The 13,579-nt window shown below is 69.0% G+C and carries 13 protein-coding genes; 2 read left to right on the top strand and 11 right to left on the bottom strand.

The annotated features are described in order from the left end of the window. Positions 1 to 60: 60 nt before the first annotated feature. A complete protein-coding gene (gene fbaA / locus AWC24_RS18905; protein ID WP_085087981.1) occupies positions 61 to 1,092 on the bottom strand; it encodes a class II fructose-bisphosphate aldolase in 1,032 nt (343 codons plus the stop codon). Between the two features lie 84 nt (positions 1,093 to 1,176). Here fbaA and AWC24_RS18900 point away from each other — a divergent pair, with 84 nt between their 5' ends. Further along, positions 1,177 to 1,875, top strand: coding sequence for a DedA family protein (locus tag AWC24_RS18900; protein ID WP_085087979.1), 699 nt, complete (start codon positions 1,177 to 1,179; stop codon positions 1,873 to 1,875). Between the two features lie 9 nt (positions 1,876 to 1,884). Here AWC24_RS18900 and AWC24_RS18895 read toward each other — a convergent pair whose 3' ends face one another. From AWC24_RS18895 to AWC24_RS18850, 10 genes are all read right to left on the bottom strand, one after another. Next, a complete protein-coding gene (locus AWC24_RS18895) occupies positions 1,885 to 3,006 on the bottom strand; it encodes a glycoside hydrolase family 76 protein (protein ID WP_085087976.1) in 1,122 nt (373 codons plus the stop codon). Positions 3,007 to 3,022: 16 nt separating this feature from the next. Then, positions 3,023 to 3,691, bottom strand: coding sequence for a TrmH family RNA methyltransferase (locus AWC24_RS18890; RefSeq protein WP_085087973.1), 669 nt, complete (start codon positions 3,689 to 3,691; stop codon positions 3,023 to 3,025). Next, positions 3,676 to 4,569, bottom strand: a complete 894-nt coding sequence (locus AWC24_RS18885; protein ID WP_085087970.1) for a hypothetical protein — start codon at positions 4,567 to 4,569, stop codon at positions 3,676 to 3,678. The genes AWC24_RS18890 and AWC24_RS18885 overlap by 16 nt, the downstream gene beginning before the upstream one ends. 8 nt (positions 4,570 to 4,577) lie before the next feature. Continuing rightward, entirely contained in the window at positions 4,578 to 5,126 is a 549-nt protein-coding gene (pyrE, locus tag AWC24_RS18880) for an orotate phosphoribosyltransferase (protein ID WP_085087967.1), read from the bottom strand. Further along, a complete protein-coding gene (locus tag AWC24_RS18875; protein ID WP_085087964.1) occupies positions 5,113 to 5,898 on the bottom strand; it encodes an SDR family NAD(P)-dependent oxidoreductase in 786 nt (261 codons plus the stop codon). Before AWC24_RS18875 ends, pyrE begins: the two co-directional genes overlap by 14 nt. Before the next feature lie 38 nt (positions 5,899 to 5,936). After that, positions 5,937 to 6,833, bottom strand: a complete 897-nt coding sequence (ttfA, locus tag AWC24_RS18870; protein ID WP_085087961.1) for a trehalose monomycolate transport factor TtfA — start codon at positions 6,831 to 6,833, stop codon at positions 5,937 to 5,939. An 86-nt stretch (positions 6,834 to 6,919) separates the two neighbouring features. After that, the gene (locus AWC24_RS18865) at positions 6,920 to 8,113 is read right to left on the bottom strand and encodes a PecA family PE domain-processing aspartic protease (RefSeq protein WP_165757767.1); all 1,194 of its coding nucleotides are present in this window, start codon (positions 8,111 to 8,113) and stop codon (positions 6,920 to 6,922) included. A gap of 151 nt (positions 8,114 to 8,264) precedes the next feature. After that, on the bottom strand, positions 8,265 to 9,485 hold the full coding sequence (locus AWC24_RS18860; protein ID WP_085087959.1) for a PecA family PE domain-processing aspartic protease: 1,221 nt from the start codon (positions 9,483 to 9,485) through the stop codon (positions 8,265 to 8,267). Between the two features lie 167 nt (positions 9,486 to 9,652). Next, positions 9,653 to 12,199, bottom strand: coding sequence for an ATP-dependent chaperone ClpB (gene clpB, locus AWC24_RS18855; protein WP_085087957.1), 2,547 nt, complete (start codon positions 12,197 to 12,199; stop codon positions 9,653 to 9,655). 128 nt (positions 12,200 to 12,327) lie between these two features. Continuing rightward, positions 12,328 to 12,792 (bottom strand): hypothetical protein, encoded by a 465-nt coding sequence (locus AWC24_RS18850; protein WP_234807437.1) that lies wholly within the window; start codon positions 12,790 to 12,792, stop codon positions 12,328 to 12,330. A 98-nt stretch (positions 12,793 to 12,890) separates the two neighbouring features. Here AWC24_RS18850 and AWC24_RS18845 point away from each other — a divergent pair, with 98 nt between their 5' ends. Next, complete coding sequence (locus AWC24_RS18845; RefSeq protein ID WP_085087954.1) at positions 12,891 to 13,562, top strand: GAP family protein; 672 nt, start codon at positions 12,891 to 12,893, stop codon at positions 13,560 to 13,562. Positions 13,563 to 13,579: the final 17 nt, after the last annotated feature.

Raw genomic sequence — 13,579 nt, 5'->3', positions numbered from 1 at the left:
TCTACGGCGGCGTCTTCTCGAACTTTTCCGCCGTGGCTGCAGTGTCAACGCCTCAGCGCCTCAGCTCAGGGTCTTGCCGGCGCTGTGCAGGTCGTTGCACGCCTCGATGACCCGCTCGGTCATGGCGGCCTCGGCCTTCTTGAGGTAGCTGCGCGGGTCGTAGACCTTCTTGTTGCCCACTTCGCCGTCGATCTTGAAGACGCCGTCGTAGTTGGTGAACATGTGCGCGGCGATCGGGCGGGTGAACGCGTACTGGGTGTCGGTGTCGACGTTCATCTTGACCACACCGTGCTGCAACGCCTCTTCGATCTCCGACTTCAGCGAACCGGAGCCGCCGTGGAAGACGAAGTTGAACGGCTTGGAGCCGGCCGGCAGGCCCAGCTTGGCCGCCGCCACCTTCTGGCCCTCACCCAGGATGTCGGGGCGCAGTTTGACATTGCCCGGCTTGTAGACGCCGTGCACGTTGCCGAAGGTGGCGGCCAGCAGATACTCGCCGTGGTCTCCGACCCCCAGGGCGTCGATGGTCTTCTCGAAGTCTTCGGGGGTGGTGTAGAGCTTCTCGTTGATCTCGGCTTCCACACCGTCTTCTTCGCCGCCGACCACGCCGATCTCGATCTCCAGGATGATCTTGGCGGCCGCCGCCTTGGCCAGCAGTTCCTCGGCGATGGTCAGGTTCTCGTCGATCGGCACGGCCGAACCGTCCCACATGTGCGACTGGAACAGCGGGTGCCGGCCGGCCTTGACCCGTTCCGTGGAGATCTCCAGCAGCGGGCGCACGAATCCGTCCAGCTTGTCCTTCGGGCAGTGGTCGGTGTGCAGCGCCACGTTGATCGGGTACCTGGCGGCGATCACGTGGGCGAACTCGGCCAGCGCCACCGCGCCGGCCACCATGTCCTTGACGCCCAGACCGGAGCCGAACTCCGCGCCGCCGGTGGAGAACTGGATGATGCCGTCACTGCCGGCGTCGGCGAACCCCTTGATGGCCGCGTTGATGGTCTCCGATGACGTGCAGTTGATCGCCGGGAACGCGTACGCGTTCTCCTTGGCGCGGCCCAGCATCTCGGCGTAGACCTCGGGGGTGGCGATGGGCATGGAACTCTCCTCCTGGCTGACCGAAACTGACATCGAGTATCTCAGGACCGGTTTCGTTCGCGGCCCCCGGTATGTTGGTGCGTCATGAGCATGACGGTGGCGGCGATGCCCCACATCTTGGACCCGATGTACTGGATCGGGCAGGGCGGGGTATTCGAGCACGCCGTGCTGCCGGCCATCCTGGTGATCGTCTTCATCGAGACCGGTCTGCTGTTTCCGCTGCTGCCGGGCGAATCACTGTTGGTCACCGGTGGCCTGCTGGCCGCCGCCGGCAACCCCGACATCTGGGTGCTGGCGCCGTCGGTGGCGGTCGTGGCGGTGCTGGGCGACCAGTGCGGCTATTTCATCGGCCGACGCATCGGGCCGGCGCTGTTCAAGAAGGAGGACTCCCGCTTTTTCAAGAAGCACTATGTGACCGACTCGCATGCCTTCTTCGAGAAGTACGGTCCGGTGGCGATCATCCTGGCCCGCTTCGTGCCGTTCGCCCGGACCTTCGTCCCGCCGATCGCCGGCGTGTCCTATATGCGCTACCCCGTCTACCTGGCCTTCGACATCGTCGGCGGCATCCTGTGGGGCGCCGGGATGACCCTGACGGGCTACCTGCTGGGCACCAAGGTGCCGGGCATCACCGACCACCTGGAACTGATCATCATCGGGATCCTGTTCGTCTCGCTGCTGCCGGCGATCTTCTCGGCGACCAAGGCCTACCTGGCGCGCCGGCAGAAGCGCTCGGCCGAAACGCCGGGCGACGAGTCCGCGCTCAGCATCCAGAACCCCGAGTAGGCCTCCGGGTCAGCCGGGTGGGCGGGACGCCGCCACCACGTGCGCGGCCTCCATCAGCATCCAGCCCGACAACTGCACCGACAGGTCGCGTTCGGGCACCTCGGACTCGTACACCGCACCGGCGACGGAGGCGGCCACCGCACCGTCGGCCCGGGGCAGGTCGGCGGGCCGGTCCCAGAACGCCCCGAACAGCGGCAGGCCGTCCACCGACTGTCGGTAGTCCCACGCCGACCTCGCCGATCTCAGCACCAGTTCGGCGGCGGTGTGGCGCGCCTCGGCGTCGGCGGCGGACTCCCCCGGCAGATCGGTGGCCACCAACGCCAGATACCGGGCGGTGATCCCGGCGAACAGCCCGCCGTCGCCGCCGCCGGCACCCTTGAGCACTCCGCCGGGGGCCATCTGCTTGTCGACCGCGGTGACCAGTCGCTGCACCCGCGCCGCATGCCGCGGCGCACCGGTGCGCACCGCCAGTTCGGTCTCCAGGCCGAGCACCACGCCTTGGCAGTAGGTGTATTCGGCGCGCACCAGCGACCCGGACCGGATGCCGTCGAACACCAGGTGGGTCTCCGGGTCGATCAGGGTGGCGTCGATCCAGTCGCCCATCTGCTGGGCCCGCTGCAGCCAGCCGGGTTCACGCGCCAGGAAGATCCCGGCCGGTCCGTTGGCCGGGGCATTAAAAAAGGGCGGCTCGGTCTCCTGGCGCTCTTTCCGCCAGGGGATCCCGCCGCCGGCCTCGGGCATCCAGGAGTCGGTCAGCTCGCGGGTCAGGGCGCGCAGCGCGCGATGCCGGTCGATCCCGGTGACCACGCAGGCGCGCTGGATGGCCAGCGCCAGCCATGCCATGTCGTCGTAGTAGGCGTTGGTCCAGCAGAACATGTTGCGCAACCGGTGGGTGCGGACCTGGCGCTTGATCGACGTCGCGCGGTCGGGCTGCGGGTCACGCAGCTGCGCGTCGACCAGGCAGTCCAGCAGGTGCGCCTGCCACCAGTAGTGCCAGTGCGGCGCGCGGCGGATCGGCGGCCAGGCCACCACGCCGAGGTGAGTGCCCGGGAGATGCCAGAGCGGTTTGAGATGTCTCGCGTTGACAGCGGCCTCGGCGCTTTCGGCCCGATTCGCCCAGAGCAGATCCATAGCCTGAGATCCTGCCCTACCAGGCGCGGTCGAGGTGCCCGTGCCGGGCGATCCAGGTGTGCATCACGATGCCGGCCGCCACCCCGACGTTGATGCTGCGGGTGGAGCCGAACTGGGCGATGGACACCAGCAGATCGGCGCCCGCCCGCATCTCGTCGCTGATGCCGGGGCCTTCGCTGCCGAACACCAGCAGGCAGTCGGCCGGCAGCACGGTCTGCTCCAAACGCTGTGCCCCGGCGACGTTGTCCACCGCGACGGTGGTCAGGCCCTGCTGGGCGGCGAACTCCAGCAGTCCGGCCGCCCCGTCGTGGTGCCGCAGCCGCTGGTAGCGGTCGGTGACCATGGCGCCGCGCCGGTTCCACCGCCGCCGCCCGACGATGTGCACGGTGTGCACGGCGAACGCGTTGGCGGTGCGCACCACCGAACCGATGTTGGCGTCGTGCCCGAAGTTCTCGATCGCCACGTGCAGCCGGTGCCGCCGGGAGTCGATGTCGGCGATGATCGCCTCGCGGGTCCAGTAGCGGTAGGTGTCGACGACGTTGCGGCGGTCGCCGTCGCGCAACAGCTCCGGATCGTAGCGGGGATCGGTGGGCGGCTCACCCTGCCACGGCCCGACGCCGTTGGCCGGCGGGAACCACTCGGTGGGGCCGGGATCTTGAGGCGGCTCGGTCACGAAGTGGTCCATACGGCGGCGTGGGTGCCCACCACCGACACCGAGGCGTAGAGCACCGCGGCGTTGATCTCCCCGTGCGTGCACAGCGACGTCGGCACGTGCACCGCGTTCAGCGACGCCTCGGGCAGGATCAGCACCGACGACCCGGAGGCCAGGCAGTCCGGCCCCAGCCCGGGCATCGGAGTCGCCGGGCCGGCGATGAGCATCAGCGGCCCGCCGCGGGCCTCCGCGTCCTCGCGGTACTGTCCGGCGACCGCGTCGGCGGTCAGGCTCAGCACCAGGTATCCGTTGCCGGAGAACGCTTTCGGGTCACCGAGGGCGCTCGGGGCCAGCGGGACGCCGTCGGCCCGGTAGGCCGCAACCCCCTGCGGGGTGAGCACCAAGCCGGTGTCGTAGGGGTTGATCGGCGGCAGCCCCACCGGAAACGCCGCGGGGTAGGCCACCGTCGTGTCCTTGATCCGGTCGGCCGGCGAGTAGGCGTAGACGCCGCGCACCGCGCTGCGCTCCTTGAGCGGCCCCAGGCACACGGTGCCGTCCAACCGCTCGGGTTCGCGGTTCGACAGCGGCGCCGGCGTCAACTCCCCCAGCGCATCGCAACTGCCCAGGCCGGTCGCCTCGACCGAGCGAGCGGGTGTGCCGTAGATCCCGAACCGCAGTTCACCGGCCGCGGCGTGCGGACTGTCCGGATCGGGGACGTGCGCCTTGACGTCGATGAGGACATGATCGACCTCCCAGCGCAGGTTGGTCAGCGTCACCTCCCAACCCAACAGCGGCAGAGCCTCGCCGATCCGCGCGCTCTGGGCGCCGTAGGGGCCGCTCGCCGCCGAACCCGAGCAGGCCGCCACGCACGCGACGGCCAGTGCCAGCACCGCCGCGATCAGTCTGCGCACAACCCGGCTCAGCCCAGTCCCAGCTCGGCCAGGCCGAGCACGCTGCGGTAGGGCACGCCTTCGGCCTCGATGGCCTCCGCCGCCCCGGTGGCACGGTCCACCACGGTCACCACACCGACGACATGCCCACCGGCGTCGCGGACCGCACGCACCGCGGTCAGCGCCGACCCGCCGGTGGTGCTGGTGTCCTCTACCACCAGAACCGGCCGCCCCGCAACGTCTGCTCCTTCGATAAGACGTTGCATGCCATGGGTTTTCACCGACTTACGCACCACGAACGCGTCGATCGGCCGGCCCGGGGCGTGCATGACCGCGGTCGCGACCGGGTCTGCGCCCAGCGTCAGGCCGCCCACCGCGACGTAGTCCCAGTCGTCGGTGAGCCGTCGGACCAGCCGGCCGATCAGCGCACCGGCCCGGTGGTGCAGGGTGGAGCGGCGCAGGTCGACGTAGTAGTCGGCCTCGGCACCCGACGACAGCGTCACCCGCCCGTGCACGACCGAGAGTTCGCGGACCAGCGCGGCCAGCTCATCGCGCTCTGCACCGTCAAGTTCGCCCACTGCCCCGCCCGAAAGTCTTGGTCAGCGTCCGCGACAAGCCGCGCGGAATCAGCCGGCTGACCGTGGTGATCGCCTTGTACTGCAGGCCCGGCACGCTGATCACGTCGCCGCGGGCGATGTCGGCCAGGCTGGTCGCGACGACGTCGTCGACCTCCAGCCACATGAACGACGGCAGCGTGCCCATCTCGATGCCGGCGCGTTCATGGAACTCGGTGTGCACATAGCCCGGGCAGACCACGTGGATGCCGACCCCGGTGCCCGCCAGCCCACCGGCCAGCCCCTCGGTGAACGACACCACCCACGCCTTGGATGCCGAGTACGTCGAGCCGCGACCGGACAGCAGCCCGGCGACGCTTGCCACGTTGATGACGGTTCCGGCACCGGCCTCGATCATCGCGGGCAATGCCGCGCGGGTGAGCTGCATGACCGCGGTGACGTTGACGTCCAGCTGGGACTGCAGCAGCGCGGGGTCGGCGGTCCAGAACTCCCCGGAGGTGCCGAAACCAGCGTTGTTCACCAGCACCCGCACGCCGACGCGCAACCGTTCGGCAACCTTGGCCCGGTCGTCGGCGTCGGCCAGATCAGCCGGCAGCACCTCGACGTCACCACCGTGACTGCCGCGCAGTTCGGCCGCCAGCGCGTTGAGCCGCTTGGCGTCGCGGGCCACCAGGATCAGGTCATAGCCGTCGGCGGCGTACCGGCGGGCATAGCCTTCGCCGAGTCCCGAGGTAGGCCCGGTGACCAGGGCCGTAGCTCGAGCAGGACGCGACATGACCCACAGAGTAACTGTCGGTTATTCAGAGCCGGACGTCAGCGCTGATAGTGCGCCGTCTGCCGGCCGTTGCGGCCGGTGCCCGTTCCCGGGACGTGCAGCATGCCCGACGGCTCGTCACGGGCGGCACGGCGCCGTGACCGCGGCTCGGCGGACGCAGCGGTATTGCTCGCCGGCGGACCGGCCGCCTGGGACGACGCCTGATCGGCCGCGCTGTCCTCGGCGGCCTCCACCGCACCGCCCGAACCCAGCGGGCGGCTGGGCTGTCCGTTGCGCCGGCCCGCCGGCTTGGCCGAGCCGGCCGCCGCTTCGACCGGCTGGCGGCGCGGCACCGGGGGCAGCACCCGCAGCAGGTCGTTGAACTGGCGGACGCTGCGCAGCCCTTCGTCCCACTGGGCGCGGGTGCTGGTGATGGGCATGCTCACCAACGTCCAGTTCGCCTCGTTCCACATCACCTCCGCGCAGTCGGGAGCCGTGTGGGCGAAGGTGACCATCCGCCGGTCGCACGCGCGGCGCGCCGCGTCGAGGTTGGTGGAGTAGACCATCCGCGGGCCGATCGCGCCGAGCAGCCAGATGTCGTTCTCGCGCGGCTCCTTGAGGCCCTTGAGCCGCACATCGACGACGACATTGGTGCTGACCTTGCGATGCAGCGCGATCACCGTGGCGACTTCGTCCAGGTCGAAGATGTAGACGGCCTCGCCGCGGATCTGACCGAGCACCACATTGCGCACCGGGGCATCGCCCACCGTCGACATCACGCCGCGCTTCCAGCGCTGCAGGATCTCGGTGGACTCCAGTTCGAAGTCGAAACCCTGGGAACGGGCCCAGGACCTACGGCGCCGGCTGCGGCCGCGACGCTGGTCGATGTCCACGTACAGCAAGACGCCCGCGCCGACGAAGCACAGCGCGGACAGCGTGAACCAGAGCGGGACCATTGCGCCTAGCGTATCTGTTGTCGGGCCGGAAGCGAGAACGCTTGTCGGTCACAACCGTGCATCAGGACAATTCCAAGAGGTCAACGTCACAGTTGGAGGGCGTCGGAGCCACCGAAGACGGTGCTCCCGTTGCCCGCATACGAGATGTAGACCGGCTGCTGGGCGAACGGAATGTTGCCGGTGTTCATGGTGTCGCCGGAGCTCACGGTCGGGGAATTAAAGCTCCCGTCGGAGTTGTGCACCGTGTACTGGTAGAGCAGGTTGTGGGTGCCGTGCTGGTAGACCGCGATGGTTGTCCCGTCCGGCAATCCGCCGTTGCTTTCCGGTACGACCCCGTTGAGTACCGAGGACGGCATGGTGCCGTACACCCCGCCGGAGTCGACCACCGCCGAGACCGACTGCGGCGCCGAGCCGTTGATGCTGAGGTCCAGTGTGGTCCACGGCGCCCCGTCGACCGAGGTCCCGCCGTCCAACGGGTTGGCACCGAAGATCAACTCCTTGTCGGCCTGGTCGATCAGCAAGCCCTTACCCAGCTCACCCGGCAGGTCGGCGGTCGGAATGCTGTCAGCTGACGGGCCGTACGCATTGGGTCCGACCCCGAGCACGCCGACGACGTTGGCCGGGCCCAGGTAGTCGGCGATGGACCAGGGGCCGAAGATGTTGAAGTCCGCCGGGAAGGCGAAGAGCACGGCATCGACGCTGGTCTCGGCGGTGACGGTGTCGCCGGCGGCGTCGGTGAAGGTGACGGTGGTGGGCAGTTCGACGTAGAAGTAGTCCAGCGAGCCGCCGAACTGCCCGATGTTGAAACCGGTGGGCAGCCCGGTGATCCCGAACGGGTTGATGTTCCAGATCGGCATGACCAGCCCGGCAGCACCGGTGTCGACCAGCACGTCGGACTGCGCGCCGCCGCCCACCGACACACTCACCACGGGCTCGGTGACGGCGTTGACCTGCAATGGGACGGTGAAGCTGTCCGGGACGGTGGTGTCGGATGCGACGGCGCTGCCGGCCGTGCCCGCGTCGGCGGCCCCACCCGCCAGCACCTGCCCGAGGTCGTTGATCGGGTTCTGGTTCCAGCCGTCGAACGCGGTGTCCAACGACGCCAGCGCCGAACCGGGGTCGGTGTCGGCCGCCGCGCCGGGATCGGCCGCGCTGAGCGCGTCGAGGAACGGCTCGAACAGCTCGTCGAAGTCGGCGTGCGCGGCCGGAGCAGCCCCCGCCGCCACGAAGACCCCGAATGCCGCGGCCGCACCCGCCAGCTGCCGTCGCTGAACTGCCATCGCAAACCTCCCCGCGCCGAGGTCGCGGACAGCGGGCCTACCCGCAACCAACGCGGTCAGCTAACCCACTCAGAGGCGCAGAACACCAGGGGATTTACCCAAGAAACAGCAAAAAATCGCTAGCCGGCCAACCGAGTCCGGCTCGGTGCTGTCAGCCACCCGCCTGGATGGGGGTGCCGCCGACGATGGTCTGTCCGACGCCCTCGGGACTGTAGGAGATGTAGACCGGCTGCTGGGCGAACAGCCAGTTGCCGGTGTTCATGCCACTGTTGGCGCCAACCACGACCGGGCTGCGCACCTCACCCGCCTGTGAGCCCACCGTGTAGGAGTACAGCGGCGTTCCGTCCTTGGTGAAGACCTCAATGGTCGTTCCGCTGGGCAGCGATCCGTTGACCGGTGTCACGCCCGCGTTCGCCAGCACCGAGGACGGCATGGTGCCGTAGACACCGCCGGAGTCGATGACCGCATCGACGCTGTGCGGCGTCGCTCCGTTGAGGCTGACGTACAACTCCGCCCACGGCGCCCCCTGGATCGCCGTCCCGCCTTCCAGCGGATTGTCCCCAAAGATCAGCTGGCCGTTGGGCTGGTCGATCAGCACGCCGTTGCCCAGGCTGCCCGGCAGGTCGGCGGTCGGAATGTGGTCGGGAGTGGGTCCGAGTGCGTTGGGCCCGATACCCAGGATGCCGGTGGAGCTGCCGGCCAGGTAGTCGTAGATCGACCAGGAACCGAAGGGGTTCAGGTCCGCCGGGAAGGCGAAGAGCACGGCGTCCACCGTGGTGTCGGCGGTGACGGTGTCCCCGTCCACGCCGGTGAACGTAACCGTGGTGGGCAACTCCACATAGAAGTAGTTCAGCGCACCACCGAACTGGCCGATGTTGAAACCGGTGGGCAGGCCGGTGATGCCGAACGGGTTGATGTTCCAGATCGGCACGACCAGCCCGGCCGCGCCGGTGTCGACCAGCACCTCCGTCTGCGCGCCGCCGCCGATCGAGACGTCAATCACCGGCTGGGTGGTCAGATTGACCTCCATCGGGACGGTGAAGCTCGACGGGAGGTCCGCAACCGGGGTGTCGGGGCCGTAGGCGACAGCGCTGCCCGGCAGGTCCGAACCGAACAGCCACGGCGCAATGCTGTTGAGCGGGTTGTAGACGAGGTCGTGGTACCAGCCGTCGAACAGGGTGTCCAACGAGGCCAAAGCGCTGCCCGGGTCGGTGTCGACGGCAACGCCGGGATCGACCATGCTGAAGGCGTCGATGATGGGCTGGAACAGGTCGTCCCAATCGGCCTGCGCCGCGGGCGCAGGGGCGCTGAGCACCAGGAACGCCCCGGCGGCGCTGACCGCCCCGACCAGGCGATGACGACGACCCGACATGACGAACCCTCCGAATTAACGACAGTATTGGAAAATGCTGGACTTTCTCAGTAACCGTTAGGCTAACCGATCAGCTTCGTCATCGCATCCGCAGAACCCATTCCGCAAAAGACACAGGTCCCCCGAACCCGGTTCGGGGGACCTGTGTCTCTACTCGCCCGCGGTTGTCAGCCCAGGACCAGCGCGTCACCGTCGGGACTGATGTTGACCGGCACCGTGTCACCGTCGTGCACCTCCCCGGCCAACAGCAGCTTGGCCAACTGGTCGCCGATGGCGTGCTGGATCAACCGGCGCAGCGGCCGGGCCCCGTAGATCGGGTCGAACCCACGCTCGGCCAGCCACTTCTTGGCCGGCAACGACACCTCGAGGGCCAACCGGCGCTGCGCCAGCCGCTTGTCGAGCTGTTCGAGCTGGATGTCGACGATCCGGACCAGTTCCTCGGGGTTGAGGCCCTCGAAGATCAGCACGTCGTCGAGCCGGTTGATGAACTCCGGCTTGAACGCCGCCCGTACCGCCGCCATCACCTGCTCGTCGCTGCCACCCGATCCCAGGTTGGAGGTCAGGATCAGGATGGTGTTGCGGAAGTCGACGGTGCGGCCCTGCCCGTCGGTGAGCCGGCCCTCGTCGAGCACCTGCAGCAGCACGTCGAACACGTCCGGGTGCGCCTTTTCCACCTCGTCGAAGAGCACCACGGTGTAGGGCCGGCGGCGCACCGCCTCGGTCAGCTGACCGCCCTGGTCGTAGCCGATGTAGCCGGGGGGTGCCCCGACCAGCCGGGCCACCGAGTGCTTCTCGCCGTACTCGCTCATGTCGATGCGCACCATGGCCCGCTCGTCGTCGAACAGGAAGTCGGCCAGCGCCTTGGCCAGCTCGGTCTTGCCCACGCCGGTCGGTCCCAGGAACAGGAACGATCCGGTCGGCCGGTTGGGGTCGGCGACCCCGGCCCGGCTGCGCCGCACCGCGTCGGAGACCGCCTGCACCGGCTTGCGCTGCCCGACGACCCGCTTGGCGAGCTCGTCTTCCATCCGCAGCAGCTTGGCGGTCTCGCCTTCCAGCAACCGCCCCGCCGGGATACCGGTCCAGGCACTCACCACGTCGGCGATGTCGTCGGGACCGACTTCCTCCTTGAGCATCACCTGCTCACGAGCCTCGGCCTTGGGTAGCGCCGCCTCCAGCTTCTTCTCCACCTCGGGGATGCGCCCGTAGCGCAGCTCGGCCGCTTTGGCCAGGTCGCCGTCGCGTTCGGCACGGTCGGATTCACCGCGCAGGGTTTCCAGCTGCTCCTTGAGTTCGCGGACGACGTCGATGGCGTTCTTCTCGTTGTGCCACCGGGTGGTCAGCTCCGCGAGCTTCTCCTTGTGGTCGGCCAGTTCGGCGCGCAGCTTCTCGAGCCGATCCTTCGACGCGTCGTCTTCTTCTTTGCTCAGCGCCATCTCTTCGATCTCCAGCCGGCGCACCAGCCGCTCGACCTCGTCGATCTCGACGGGCCGGGAGTCGATCTCCATCCGCAGCCGGGAGGCGGCCTCGTCGACCAGGTCGATGGCCTTGTCCGGCAGGAACCGGGCGGTGATGTAGCGATCGGAGAGGGTGGCCGCGGCGACCAGCGCCGAGTCGGTGATCCGCACCCCGTGGTGCACCTCGTAGCGCTCCTTGAGGCCCCGCAGGATGCCGATGGTGTCCTCGGCCGACGGCTCGCCGACGTAGACCTGCTGGAAGCGACGCTCCAGCGCGGCGTCCTTCTCGATGTACTTGCGGTACTCCTCCAGCGTGGTGGCACCGACCAGCCGCAGCTCGCCGCGCGCCAGCATCGGCTTGATCATGTTGCCGGCGTCCATCGCGCCCTCGCCGGTGGCGCCGGCGCCCACGATGGTGTGCAGCTCATCGATGAAGGTGATGATCTGCCCCGCGGCGTTCTTGATCTCGTCGAGGACGGCCTTGAGCCGTTCCTCGAACTCGCCGCGATACTTGGCGCCGGCCACCATCGAACCCAGGTCCAGGCTGACGACGGTCTTGTCGCGCAGGCTCTCGGGAACGTCGCCGGCGACGATGCGCTGGGCCAGGCCCTCGACGATCGCGGTCTTGCCGACGCCGGGTTCACCGATGAGCACCGGGTTGTTCTTGGTGCGCCGGCTCAAAACCTGCACCACCCGGCGGATCTCGGTGTCGCGGCCGATCACCGGGTCGAGCTTGCCCTCGCGGGCCCGGGCCGTCAGGTCGGTGGAGTACTTCTCCAGCGCCTGGTAGCTGGCCTCGGGGTCGGGGCTGGTGACCCGGGCGCTGCCACGCACCTTGGTGAACGCCTCCCGCAGCGCCTGCGGCGAGGCACCGTGACCGGTGAGCAGTTTGGCGACGTCGGAATCGCCGGTGGCCAGCCCCACCATCAGATGTTCGGTGGAGACGTACTCGTCGTCCATCTCGGTGGCCAACTGCTGGCCGACGGTGATCGCCGCCAGCGATTCGCGGGACAACTGCGGTTGCGCACTGGCGCCGCTGGCCTGCGGCAGCCGGTGCAGCAGACTCTCGGTCTCGGTGCGGATCGTCGCGGGGCTCACGCCGACCGCCTCCAGCAGCGGCGCGGCGATGCCGTCATTCTGGGTCAGCAGGGCCTGCAACAGGTGTGCGGGCCGGATCTCCGGGTTGCCGGCGGCGGTGGCCGCCTGCAGCGCCGCGGTCAGGGCCGCCTGCGTCTTGGTGGTCGGGTTGAACGAGTCCACGACACCTCCATATCGGGGTCAGAGCGGGCCTGGGACGGCTCGCCAAAAATGCTTGTCGTGTTGTCCAACGCCGTCAAGGTTGAGTCTGTTCCGCTCAACCCTATTTTGCCGGTTTGGGCTGCCCGGACTCAGGCCTCGGCTGACCGGCGCGTCCAGAAATAGAGGCCGATCCAGACGCCGTAACCGATGGCCATACCGGCGTACATCACGGCGGGATCGGTCTGGCCGTGGACGCTGAGGTACAGCACGATGCCGGCCAGCAGCGCCGGCAGCACCGCCGCCCGACGCCGCATCGCGAATGCGCCGGCGACCAGCACGATCGATGCGATCAGCAGCGCCGGGCTGGCCCGGTGCAGCAGGTCGAGCAGGGCGCCCCGGGATTCGCCGGCGCCGTGCGCCGCATGGCCCATGCCCGCGGCGCCGGATGCGCCGACCCCGAGTGCCACCAGGATTGCCGGCAGGCAGCAGCCCAGCGTGCAGGCCAGTGCGGCGATGACCCCCGCCACCCCGAACCGGCGACTCGTCGCCGAGTCGGGCCGGCGCCGGTCAGGAGATTGCGGCCTGGGTGGCATATCCGCCTTGCGTCGAAACATTGCTGTGAACCTATACCCGGTAGGGGTATCTGGCAAGTGTCGGGTGGTTCGGCGCCGTCATCGGCGATGCCCGCCGGCCCAACGGCTACGGTGCTGCCATGACGTCCGGCCTGGGTTCGTTGTTGACCACGTTGATTCCGCTCGCGCTGGTGGTGGCGCTCTCCCCGATCACCGTCATCCCCGCGGTGCTGGTGCTGCACACCGCGCGCCCGCGCGAGACCGGGCTGTCATTCCTCATCGGCTGGCTGGCCGGCCTGGCCGCACTCACCGCGGCCTTCGTCGCCGCATCCAGCCTGCTGGGCGGCTTGAACGACACACCGCCGGCCTGGGCCTCGTGGCTGCGGATCGTGGTCGGCGTGGCGCTGATCGCCTTCGGCGGCTACCGGTGGGCGAGCCGGCACCGACACGGCGAGATGCCGCGCTGGATGCGCTCATTCACCTCCATGACCGCGCCGCGGGCCGGGCTGACGGCCGTGGCGCTCGCCGTGATCCGGCCCGAGGTGCTGTTCATGTGCGCGGCCGCCGGCCTGGCCATCGGCAGCGCCGGGCTGACGTCCACCGGCGACTGGCAGGCGGCCGCGCTCTTCGTTGCCGTTGCCGCATCCACGGTCGTGGTCCCGATCCTGGGCTACCTGGCCGCCACCGAACGGCTCGATCCGGCACTCAACCGGCTCAAGGACTGGATGGAACAGCAACACGCCGCGCTGCTCGCGGTCATCCTGGTGCTCATCGGTGCGATGGTGACCTACAACGGTATTCACGCGCTGTAGCCGGTATCGCCGCTGGC

This window comes from Mycolicibacter senuensis, assembly GCF_002101885.1.
In the GTDB taxonomy this organism is placed as follows: domain Bacteria; phylum Actinomycetota; class Actinomycetes; order Mycobacteriales; family Mycobacteriaceae; genus Mycobacterium; species Mycobacterium senuense.
This window is presented reverse-complemented; position numbering and strand designations above follow the sequence as displayed.

Bases quoted from the DNA above. Each gene is read 5' to 3' on its own strand.
- AWC24_RS18875 (WP_085087964.1), bottom strand. From the start codon at position 5,898: ATGTCGCGTCCTGCTCGAGCTACGGCCCTGGTCACCGGGCCTACCTCG.
- AWC24_RS18850 (WP_234807437.1), bottom strand. From the start codon at position 12,792: ATGTTTCGACGCAAGGCGGATATGCCACCCAGGCCGCAATCTCCTGAC.
- ttfA (WP_085087961.1), bottom strand. From the start codon at position 6,833: ATGGTCCCGCTCTGGTTCACGCTGTCCGCGCTGTGCTTCGTCGGCGCG.
- AWC24_RS18895 (WP_085087976.1), bottom strand. From the start codon at position 3,006: ATGGATCTGCTCTGGGCGAATCGGGCCGAAAGCGCCGAGGCCGCTGTC.
- AWC24_RS18900 (WP_085087979.1), top strand. From the start codon at position 1,177: ATGAGCATGACGGTGGCGGCGATGCCCCACATCTTGGACCCGATGTAC.
- AWC24_RS18865 (WP_165757767.1), bottom strand. From the start codon at position 8,113: ATGGCAGTTCAGCGACGGCAGCTGGCGGGTGCGGCCGCGGCATTCGGG.
- AWC24_RS18860 (WP_085087959.1), bottom strand. From the start codon at position 9,485: ATGTCGGGTCGTCGTCATCGCCTGGTCGGGGCGGTCAGCGCCGCCGGG.
- AWC24_RS18890 (WP_085087973.1), bottom strand. From the start codon at position 3,691: ATGGACCACTTCGTGACCGAGCCGCCTCAAGATCCCGGCCCCACCGAG.
- fbaA (WP_085087981.1), bottom strand. From the start codon at position 1,092: ATGCCCATCGCCACCCCCGAGGTCTACGCCGAGATGCTGGGCCGCGCC.
- AWC24_RS18845 (WP_085087954.1), top strand. From the start codon at position 12,891: ATGACGTCCGGCCTGGGTTCGTTGTTGACCACGTTGATTCCGCTCGCG.